Source organism: Pedobacter sp. 01N416, from assembly GCF_056399685.1.
This window is the reverse complement of sequence record NZ_JBFTRT010000118.1, coordinates 1-10,574: the sequence shown is the minus strand read 5'-3', so window position 1 is coordinate 10,574 and position 10,574 is coordinate 1. Positions and strand designations below refer to the sequence as shown.

The 10,574-nt window shown below is 40.5% G+C and carries 6 protein-coding genes; all 6 read right to left on the bottom strand.

Annotated elements, in window-relative coordinates:
• Nucleotides 1–1,695, bottom strand: a 1,695-nt coding sequence (locus AC1DND_RS08695) for a glycoside hydrolase family 38 N-terminal domain-containing protein (protein ID WP_477580825.1), incomplete at its 3' end; no start/stop codon positions are given.
• A gap of 65 nt (nt 1,696–1,760) precedes the next feature.
• Nucleotides 1,761–2,726 (bottom strand): phytanoyl-CoA dioxygenase family protein, encoded by a 966-nt coding sequence (locus tag AC1DND_RS08690; RefSeq protein ID WP_477580823.1) that lies wholly within the window; start codon nt 2,724–2,726, stop codon nt 1,761–1,763.
• Nucleotides 2,727–2,840: 114 nt separating this feature from the next.
• Complete coding sequence (locus AC1DND_RS08685) at nt 2,841–5,516, bottom strand: glycoside hydrolase family 38 N-terminal domain-containing protein (RefSeq protein ID WP_477580821.1); 2,676 nt, start codon at nt 5,514–5,516, stop codon at nt 2,841–2,843.
• Nucleotides 5,517–5,569: 53 nt separating this feature from the next.
• The gene (locus AC1DND_RS08680; RefSeq protein WP_477580819.1) at nt 5,570–6,385 is read right to left on the bottom strand and encodes a sugar phosphate isomerase/epimerase family protein; all 816 of its coding nucleotides are present in this window, start codon (nt 6,383–6,385) and stop codon (nt 5,570–5,572) included.
• Nucleotides 6,386–6,388: 3 nt separating this feature from the next.
• Nucleotides 6,389–7,777, bottom strand: a complete 1,389-nt coding sequence (locus tag AC1DND_RS08675) for a sugar porter family MFS transporter (protein WP_477580817.1) — start codon at nt 7,775–7,777, stop codon at nt 6,389–6,391.
• A gap of 45 nt (nt 7,778–7,822) precedes the next feature.
• Nucleotides 7,823–10,498: an ROK family protein gene (locus AC1DND_RS08670; protein WP_477580815.1), complete on the bottom strand. Its 2,676-nt coding sequence runs from the start codon at nt 10,496–10,498 to the stop codon at nt 7,823–7,825.
• Between the last annotated feature and the right edge of the window lie 76 nt (nt 10,499–10,574).

Sequence of the window (10,574 nt, the reverse complement as noted above, 5' to 3'; positions counted from 1 at the left end):
GTTCCAACCTGCCTTAATATAATCTTTAGCATACTTGTCGGTTTGAACTTTTGAAAAATGTTCGTTCATGTACTGTCCGAATTTGTATTCCGAATTCTCATTAACCATCTCTTTCTTCGATTTTTTGTCAATCAACGATTTGATCGTACCACTTTGTTTGTCGAAGGTGATTTTAAAAAATTCGTTCTCCATCATTGCGTTTTCCGTATCCAGTGAAAGATTCGATTTTGGAATTACTGCTTCCTCATCAGATGAAACGAAAGTACTGTAACCCATCGCCGGGATACGATTGGCCTGGAACTGAAGAATATTTTTATTTCTGACAATCGGAACCAGCTCCCCTGTAGCTACATTTTTCAACGTCTTTTTGAAATTTGTGCCAGTTTGAAGGGTTACTAAATCATTACGTTCCCATGGAAGTGGGTTGTAAACCACGATACGGTTTCCTGCTACATTTACAGCAGCAGCCAAACGCTTCATCTCTCTGTTAAAAGTTGGAAGAATTAGTTTTTCTGAACCAGTAATATAATTCCCTTTCTCTTTCCAGGAATACTCAATTGCGTCATAGTATCCTTTTGCGCGTAGTTTTTCAAACTCATTGCCATAGGCCCAATAACCAGAATTGCCGTGGCTCATTGCCAAACCCCAGGTATGTTCATCAAAAAGGTTAATATTCTCTAATGACTGATCAACGATTGTATTGATGGGTTCTTCTGGTTTTCTTCCCCAGATAGCAGAAAGGGTACTGAATGCTTCCAGATTTAAAGTCGATTTGCTCAGGGCCCTACTCGATTTCATTTCACGCGGCATCGACATATAACCATGAATCCAGGTATCAGGCATGTCGCCTCTTACGGTAATCAGCTTTGGTTTTTCTTTGGCAATTGTGGTGTAAAAATCGGCCATACTGCCTACGCGCACTTTTGCACCCGGATTTAGTTTTTCAATATTGGCTACTGCTTCCCTAAATTCTTTGTAAGTTGGCGCGCCGCTGTTGTCATTAGTCTGAACGATAGCCAACCAGGTTTTATGCGTCCAGTCTTTTGGAGGCGCAGGACTTGTTCCGTAATATTCACCATAGTAAAAAGTCATCAACTTTGATTTGTCGGGACCTTCCCACCAGAACAATAAGGGAACTTCTGGTGATCTTGATGCGGGATTGCAGCCAATATGCAGAAATTTAACTCCTGCATTATTCAACAGGGTAGGCATAATCCAGGAATGGCTTGGCACATCTGACATTTTCGCATCTATTGGTAGCGGCAAACCTGCTTCTTTGCTTATTTTTGAAGCATATCCCAACGATTGTACCAGCGGTTCTAAATCACTAGATTCGGTTTCCATAGAAAAAGGCAGGGCATGAACAAAAAAGCGCCCATCTTTTATGGCTTTTTCAACTCTTGTTTTAACATCAGGTGTTGCTTTTGCAAGGATTTCTTTCATCGGCCAGCCTGAAATCGTCCATTTAAATTGTTGGTCTTTTGGCAAATCTTTTGACTGATCAACGGTATTCAAAGCACTTGTGATCATCGAATTAGCGTAATTGTAGCGAACGTTGTCTGACCAATCGGTATAACCAATATCAAAATGTGTTTTAAATACAACAATTACTTCTTTTACGCTAGTGTTTGTTTGCCCAACCACGCAAGTACTTACAAGTAAAAGCATGAATAAAGCAAAAACGAAATGTTTCATTTTTTTTATGATTTGGTTAGAAATTTCATTTTTAAGGGGACAGGAATCGCTCGAATTATTTACTATTACAAATCGTACAACTTCTTATAATCGACTTTAGGGATTGTTTTTCCGAAAGCATCTAATTCCTTATCTCCATCAAATAAAAGGGGAAAAAACTTCCCATCAAGCTGTTGATCCTGAGGCATTGGAGGAAAGCTGCTTAGGGCTTCTTGTCTATGATAGCCCGCCGTGTTTCCAAGCGTATGGTAACTCATTGTATTTAGGACTGTTGCCCTTCTCGGCCGGTCGGAAGTATTGGCATAAGAGCCATGCATGGTAAGCGGATGATGAAAACTGGCAAAACCTTTTGGCAGTTCGTTAGGTACCCGCTTTTCAAAGGCCTCCAATTGTTCTTGATTTAATATTTCTCTTACGGCATCCATATCTCCGGTTAACCCGGTAATAGGAAGTAAACCCCAGTTGTGGCTTCCCGGAACAAAGTAGAGGCAACCGTTTTCGGTATTGGCATCATCCAATCCGATCCAACAGGTGAGGTGGTGCATGGGTTTGGTAAATGTCCAGTAGGAAAAATCCTGGTGCCATGCCACTACCCCGCCGTGTTTAGCAGGCTTGCAGAACAGCTGGTCGTGAAAAATCCTAAAAGACTGACCCAACAATTGGTAAGCTGCCATGCGAAATGCAGGCGCCCATAACAAATCATGAAATCCTGATGTTAAACGCCAGGCACCGATTGCATGAAAGAGTACTTTGTTAGGGTCTTCGGATTCATTGCTTTCATAGTGGTAAAATAGTTTTTTATTTTCTTCGCTTAATGATTGTAATTTTACAAGTTCTGCATTGAGCAGATCTACCTGTTCTTCAGATAGAATTTTAATCCCTTTAACAAAACCATCCTTTTTAAAAGAAGCAATCTGTTCTTCGGTTAACATGTATTGTTCCCACTCCTTTGCCGTCTGTGGCTGGACAAACATGGTACTGATCGGATGGCTATAATCGGCTAAATCTTCAGAAAAAATTAAATTTCCCATAATCGTTGTTTTTAAAGCTTTATAAAAAAGTTATTATTTGATTTAAAACATCTTCTTTTAGTAGACATGATGTCTCAGCTTTTTTTGTTTTTATACTTATATATCGGCCTGCTTTTATTTCAGTATAAAGCTGGCAGGAGCATATCTGTTCAATGGAAAAGTGAGTTTGCTATTGGAAACGGAAAGTTGTTTTCCTTTTACTTCACCACGAAGATTTACCGGCGTGGCTTTAGTATAAGCTGATCCTTTGGGCAAAGTGACGGTAACATTTCCCGAAAGGCCTCCCTGCTCCCACAGCCGCAAAACAGTTCCGTTTCCATCGGGATTTTCGCCAAAAGCAGTTACCAGCACACTACCACGTGAAATAGCCAAGCCATCCTTTTTCCCCGCCAATTTCCCTGCTTCTCCTTCAGCAATTCCTGTCAACAATGGCAAACGGGCTTCCCATGAGTTTTGAACCAGGTTTGGTACCGTTGAGGTCTGCTTATCAACTGCCCATATACGAACTTTTTCACTCCATGTACCCTCTTGCCATAATGGAAAATTGGTATTCCACATGTTATTGTAAACATTGACAAATACCGATGGTATTTTAGGTTCATGATCTAAAGAAAACTTCCATAAACCTGGTTCTCCCAGGCTAATCAATGGAGAATCCATTGGAGATAGCGCAACCCCAGATTTATCTGATGCAGTAATTGAAACACCGGAATTTACGGCCATCAAATATTTGTTGGTTCCCTGAATAATGTCTGTGGCAGGATTTACCGGGCCACCCAAACGACCAACTGTAAAGGTAGGCTGCTTAACCGCGAATGGGAAACAAAGCCAGCCTCCTTCTGGCTGTTTATCAGGTGTTTTACCATCAACAAACCATTCTACATCTACGTAAGCCGAATTACGTGGAAAAGTAAATGTTAAGGTATAATGTTTAGCAAAACCTTTAGGATCAACAGCAGTTAAAGTTGCAACATCTTCAATATCTGAATGAGACACAGAAATTTTCCAATCATTTGGTGTAAAAGTTAAATAGGGCGCTTTTTCAGCATTGATCATTCCAGGTTTACCGAGATCATTTAAGCCCCAACCGTCTTTTACCCTGCTGTAGGCATTAAACCATTGATCTACTTCCTTTGTACTGAAGCGTTCATGCAGAAACTGACCGATGGCATATTTTGATGATTGATCAACTAATTCTCGGCCTGTCTTTTTTTCTATCAATGAAGCTATCCCACCCCTGTTTAAGTCGAAAATAATCTTAAAATAAGGTGTACTAAACGAAGATTGCGTATCACTTGTAAGGGTTAATTCTTTTAAATCATTTTGAGCATAAGAAACATAACCAGAGGCTTCTATTTCTTTAACATAAAAAGATTTGCCCTTTTCCCATGGGTTTTCAATGATCGCTGATCTTTTCCAGGGTAAGGGATTATAAACGACTAAACGTTTTCCAGCTACATTTACCGACTTTGCAAGCAGATTAAGGTGAGCTTTTAATTCATCCCCTACAATTTTGTTTGTATTCAGGATATACTCACGTTTTTTGTCGTACGAATTCAACCATTTTCTTTTACTTCCTAGTTTTGTATTTCTCGAATCGCTATTTTTTAGTTTCGAATAATCGCCATTTTCGGGAATAGGTTCTGCTTCAGCTTCTGCCAACCATTTTTTCCAATCATCACCATAACTGTAACGCGGGCCATACTCTGCATTCATACCCCATGTATGTTCGGCATACAACAGGCTTTGTTCGTAAGATTTTGCAAGTTTTCCGGAAATAGATCCACTTGCTATACCCCAAATTCCCATTTGTGTATGTAGTCCATCGAGCACTGATTCTAATGGACGTATATTTCGTGCAATCTTTGTTTCCTGCGGATTTGAAAGTAATCCCTGAATCCAGGTATCTGGCGTATCGCCTTTAACCGTAGGCAGCTTGGGGTTTTCAGCCAAAACTGCTTTTGCAAAATCGTCAAGGGTTCCGAAATGGATTCTCACTCCCGGCATCTCCTTTTTTGCATAGGTTAACAATTTATCAATTTCTTTCTCAGAGGGTGGCCCGTGGTTATCTCCGGTCATTTGCATGGCCAGATAATTCCTGCTTGGCCAATTTTTGGTGGGTTTAATATCAGAACCGTACAAAGCCGTGTAGTTACACAATATCTTCGAGCCATCGGCACCTTCCCACCAGAAAAGCTCAGGAAATCTTGGGTACTGGCTTGCCGGATTACAGCCTAATTGCAAGAATTTTATGCCTGCATGATTCAGTAAAGTAGGCAATACCCAGGAATGGCTTGGCACATCAGTCATTTTCGCGCTGATGGTTAGTGGAAGTCCGTAAGTTCTGTTAATTTGTGATGAATAACCAAGTCCGCGGACCAGATCTTCATAATCCAATGATTCGGTATGGGTGGTAAATGGAAGTCCGTGTACCACAATTGTCCCATCTTTGATCGCTTTTCCTATCCTTGCTTTACGATCAGCATCTTGCAAAGGGCCCAATATCTGAGCCTGTAATGGCCAGCCAGGAACCGTCCATGCAAATTGCTTTTCTTTGGGCTGGGTTGTGTTTTTTTCTATTACACCTAAAGCTTTATCCATCATCTCTTCCCGGTAACGTTTAAAAACATTTTCGGGCAGATCAGTGAAGCCTAAATCAAAGTGGGTTTTAAATACCACCCACACATCCGTTACCTTCGAAATTTCCTGATTATTTTTCTTCTGATCTTGAGCAACTGCGATTGTTGTGAATAACATCACAACAAAAAGCATCTGTATTTTTTGTTTCATAAAAGCTTAACTGTTATATCAAACACATTTTATAATTTAAGAACATGCCCTTCTTATTTACAATATCTCTCTTTCAGTAACTGCATCATATACAAATTGATATCCCACTGATTGGCTACTGGCATATTGGTTGTGGGTAAATGCACCATATATGGAGCAGGACCAAATTCAGTGGTAATTGTTAACACCTCCTGTTTACCATCCTGATATGCTTTTACAATGGCATCCCACCAGTTCAAATGAACATTCAATTCGGTTGTAAACTCTGGCAAGCGCGGATCTATTACCTGTGCACTCTGCGAATGGCCTACTCTTGAATGGAGATGCTCTACCTGTTTACATGCCAGTGCAAGCGCCTCCTGCTGATCTTCCAATAAACTTTCGGCTACATTACACCAATGAGAAAAATCGGCTGTTATTTTTAAATCCGGAAGTCTTTTTAAAAAATCATGTGTTACATGTGCTGCAAACAATGCTTTGTTACGGTGCGTTTCATGGCAAATCGTAATTCCGGTTTCCTGGGTAATTGCATTGGCAATAGCAAACAGTTCGGCATTCTGCTCAAAACTGAAATAATCTTTCCCCGTTTGTGTATTTATTTTTACTGGTTTTACCGAAGCATAAAAGCGTAAATATTTTGTATAACTCGCTTTATGTGCTTCAAAATCCTTTTCGAAAGATTGGTAATATTGCGCAATCAAAAACAGACTATGTTTTTTCAGTGCAGTTATCATTATACTTTGCTCATCTGAATTTTCAGAAACAGGAGCCTCAACACCATCGTATCCTGCCGCTTTTACCTTTCGGCAAAACTCATCCCAATTGATATTTTCGGAACCCCAGCGTGGGTAATAGAATTGTACTTTCATGATCTATTTTATTTCTGAATTCCAGGCTTTTTCAATTTCTTCCAGGCTTTTGCCTTTGGTTTCAAACAATTTCTTCTTGGCATACAAAAAGGAAAGGATACAGAAGAAAGAGAAGATAAAAAAGGTGGTTGCGATACCCAACCCATCTCTCATAATGGGGAATAACATGTTTACAACCCAATCTGAAACCCACATGGTCATAATACACATCGACAAAGCTGTTCCTCTGATGTGGGTGGGGAATATTTCTGTGGAGATGACAAATTTTAATGGCCCTAGCGAGAATGCAAAGAATAGTAGAAACAGAATAATACTAAATAACATGAACCACCCGGTGATATTCATTAAAAAGCAAACCCCTGTTAAAGCCAAAGCCCCTGCTGCACACAATGAGCCGATGATATATAAGGGTCTGCGTCCCCAGGTATCTACTTTTGAAATGGCGATAAATGTAAAAAGCACATTGGCCGATCCCAAAATTACCTGATAAAATAAGGCATCGCTGGTAACAATACCTGCTGATTTTAAAATGGTAGGACCATAAAAAATCACCCCGTTAATTCCGCTGAACTGCGATAAGGCTGTAAGAATGGTTGCCAGTGCCAACAGTTTACTTAAGGGCAAACGCATCAATTCTTTATAACCGCCAGATTTTTGACTGGCCATTTCTTTAATGGAATCGAGTTCTAAACGACCTGTTTCGCTTCCGTTTATTTTAATTAGGGTGTTTAAAGCCTCTTCATTTCTGCCGTATTGTACCAGCCAGCGCGGGCTTTCGGGCACGATTAACAACAACAAACAAAATGCTGCTGCCGGAATAACCCCAACGATAAACATTCCGCGCCAAACGTTTTCAACAAATAACCAGTGCAGCACGCCCTCGCCGGCACCTGCATTGGCTGTGGCGTAACGTTGCAAAAATAAATTACTGATGTAAGCCGCTAAAATTCCTATGGTAATGGCCAGCTGATAAAAAACGACTAAACGACCTCTTTTTTGCGAAGGTGCTACTTCAGAAATATAAAGTGGAGATACATTAGAGGCCACACCAACTCCCATACCGGCCAAAACGCGGAAGAAAATTAATACAGGATAGGCTTCTGAAAATGCGAAACCAATGGCACTGATTAAAAATAATATGGCGGAGACAAACAATACCTTTCTTCTCCCAACTTTATCGCTGAGGTAACCCGAAAAGGATACTCCGACAATACAGCCCAGCAAAGCGCATGACACAAACAGTCCCTCCTGTGCGGATGACAATCCATACTGCGACTTTAAAGGCTCGATAATACCGCTGACGACGGCCATATCAAAACCGAATAAAAAACCTCCTAATGCTGCAATAAGCGTTATCAGGAAGATAAAATAATTTGTTTCTTGTTTTCTCATAATGTTTGGTTATTTGGCTGTTTTTATTTAGTTATTTGGTTAGGTTCAACAACAATCTTCTTTTACATAGGCAACTACCAAAAAGGCTTTTTGCGTTCCTGAGTACCGAACAGTATATTCTGTTACTGCTGCAGGTATTACAAATGTTTCAGCATAACTGAACTGACTGGTTTTATCACCGACAATCACCGCTATCGATTCACCTTCAACCAGCATGCAGATGTGGCATTGTCCATTTGTGGCAATAACTGTTTCTCCAACAAACTCATATCGGTCTACCGCGTAAAAATGCTCCTTATGTGTTGAAAGTGATACTTTCCTTCCTCCATTCCATTCGGTTGATACCTGTTGTTTAGAAATTAGCTCTTGCGGAACGTAATCGCCCTTTCGATCGAAATAAAGATTCTTAAAAGCGTGTTCTATATTAATGGGTCTAGGTTTACCGTTTAAGCCCAATCGCAACCAATCGTACATTTTGAAAGTGAAAATGTATGGCGTACTGCTGATCTCCAGCACCATATTATTCTTTCCAGATGCATGGACCGTTCCATTTGGAATGAGAAACAGATCGTGTTTTTGTGCATTAAATTTCTGCACGTATTTTTCGGCATCCATTTTAATGCCCTGGTTTTGTGCATCCAGTAAAGCAGTTTTAAACTCTTCAGGATTAATATCTTCCTGAAAACCCAGATAAACTTCGGCGTCGGGTTCACAATCGAGAATGTAATAGGTTTCATCCTGTGTAAAATTTTCACCAAAATTCTCTTTGATATAGGCCGTACGCGGATGGCATTGAATCGAAAGATTTCCGCCATCATAGGTATCTAGAAAATCAAAACGGATCGGGAATTCAGTTCCAAACCTTGGGGCTGCTTTTCCTAAAAGTTTCGTATTATTATAAAACAACAGAAAATCGAATGAGACTTCGAGTAGATAGTGATTACCTTCGATAACAATTCCATTTTCGGGAGTGATCAGTTCAAAAGACCAGGCGTAGTTTATTTCTTCCTGATTAAGTCCTTTGATATGCTTTTTCATCCAGTTCCCGCCCCAAATGCCCGCTTCAAACCAAGGCCTTGCGCGAAGCGGCTGTTCGAGCATTTTGTGCAAAGTATTCCTAAAATCATCACCATGCATCCATGTAATTTCAGTCGTGCRCTGTTCATCAACAATTATATCCATTTTGGAAAGCAACTGCTGTTTATGTTTGTTCAACACAGGCCAATCCACAAAATATGCCCGTTTATACATCTGGGTATTATCAGCGCGATCTGTACAGCCGATATTTTTCGCCACACCGGCCCTCATCCTATATTGAATTTCATTTTTGGGCAGGTCTACATATAACAATGGCCCTTTCCAATTGGCCAGTCCGGCGCCCGTTCCATAGAGAATGCACAGATCAACAGATGGATCGGGCTGTAACATCTTCAATTTTTGCACATCAAAAAAATCAGACAGACCGCCCTGGTATTTATCTCCAAAAACCGGATCGGCACCATTTAAATTGGCACTCACCATCGCTTCGATCTCCTGAGTAGGTTTGAGGCAAGAATTGATATCGTACCAGAATACTTTTCTGTTTTTCGAAAGCAAACATGCATGTAACTGTGTCCTGAAATCCTCCCATAAAACGCCTTCAAAACCATCAATGATGATCGTTTTCTCCTGATCTATTTTATCGGCCAGCGTATCAAAACCAGCGTAAACCTGAGCGTCTGAATGAAATGATGGAAAAACATTATAACCCGGACCGTTAGCTACAATAGCACTTAAGGGTAAAACGGGTTGACTTGTTTCTCTTTTTAATTTCTGATCAGTATCCATGTAAATATTTGTTTTTTTGCCCGCAATAACCGCGGCTCCCCTTAAGATGCATTCTTCGGTATCACCGCAGAAAGTAATTTTTATTGTTTTATTCAGGTGTTTTAAGCTTTCTTTCAGTGGCGTAACAAACAGTGAACTGGCTTTTGCAATGTTGCCGCCAATAACCAGTTCATCACATCCGAACCGCGCTAACCAGGTCTGTAAAAAAGCGCCGAGGTTGGTGCCGAATCGCTCGAAAATAGAACGTGAAAGATCTGTGTTCATTAATGCTATATCTTTTACAGATGCTGCCTGTTTACCACATAATGTTTTGTATTCATTTAAAAACCAGCGCACCGAAAAATAATCATCGGCTTTGGCATCGAGAAAAGGCTCATCGTAAAAAGCGCCCGAAACCGGTAATGAGGGATCGCTAGTAAGCAAGGCTCCATTTTCCATAAAGGCAGAGCCAAAACCAGTTCCCAGTGTTAAAAAAACTGTCTTTTTACTATTCAGTTGGTAGCGGTTATAGGTCCCCTCAGCAAAACAATGTGCATCGTTTGAAAAAACAAACGGCGTATTGCTTAGGCCGGTAAAATCTGCCAGGGCCTGCTGCAAATGAATTCCGAATGTCTGTTCAAATTTTCCACCTACACCTGCTATGGTACTAACACCTTTCTCAWAATCAAAAGGTCCGGGAAAAGCAATTCCAACAGCATCGGGCGTAATTCCTTCTTCCAGCACTTCTCTAATCCCATTACCAATAGTGGCTACAATATTAAAACCTGTATCCAAAGCATCGAGATCCTTTCTTACCAGCCGCAAAGATGCCAGCAATGGGTTATTTACATCTATCGCACTTACCGTGACGTGACTTCCTCCTACGTCGATCCCAATTTTTTTATTGTTTGCCATTTTACACCGAACGCTTAATCTCAATACTATAAGTAAACCAATCGTTGCGGTAATAGCAGATATTGTACTCTATGGG

Excerpts from the sequence above, each read along its gene's own strand:
- AC1DND_RS08690 (WP_477580823.1), bottom strand. The coding sequence starts at position 2,726 with ATGGGAAATTTAATTTTTTCTGAAGATTTAGCCGATTATAGCCATCCG.
- AC1DND_RS08685 (WP_477580821.1), bottom strand. The coding sequence starts at position 5,516 with ATGAAACAAAAAATACAGATGCTTTTTGTTGTGATGTTATTCACAACA.
- AC1DND_RS08680 (WP_477580819.1), bottom strand. The coding sequence starts at position 6,385 with ATGAAAGTACAATTCTATTACCCACGCTGGGGTTCCGAAAATATCAAT.
- AC1DND_RS08675 (WP_477580817.1), bottom strand. The coding sequence starts at position 7,777 with ATGAGAAAACAAGAAACAAATTATTTTATCTTCCTGATAACGCTTATT.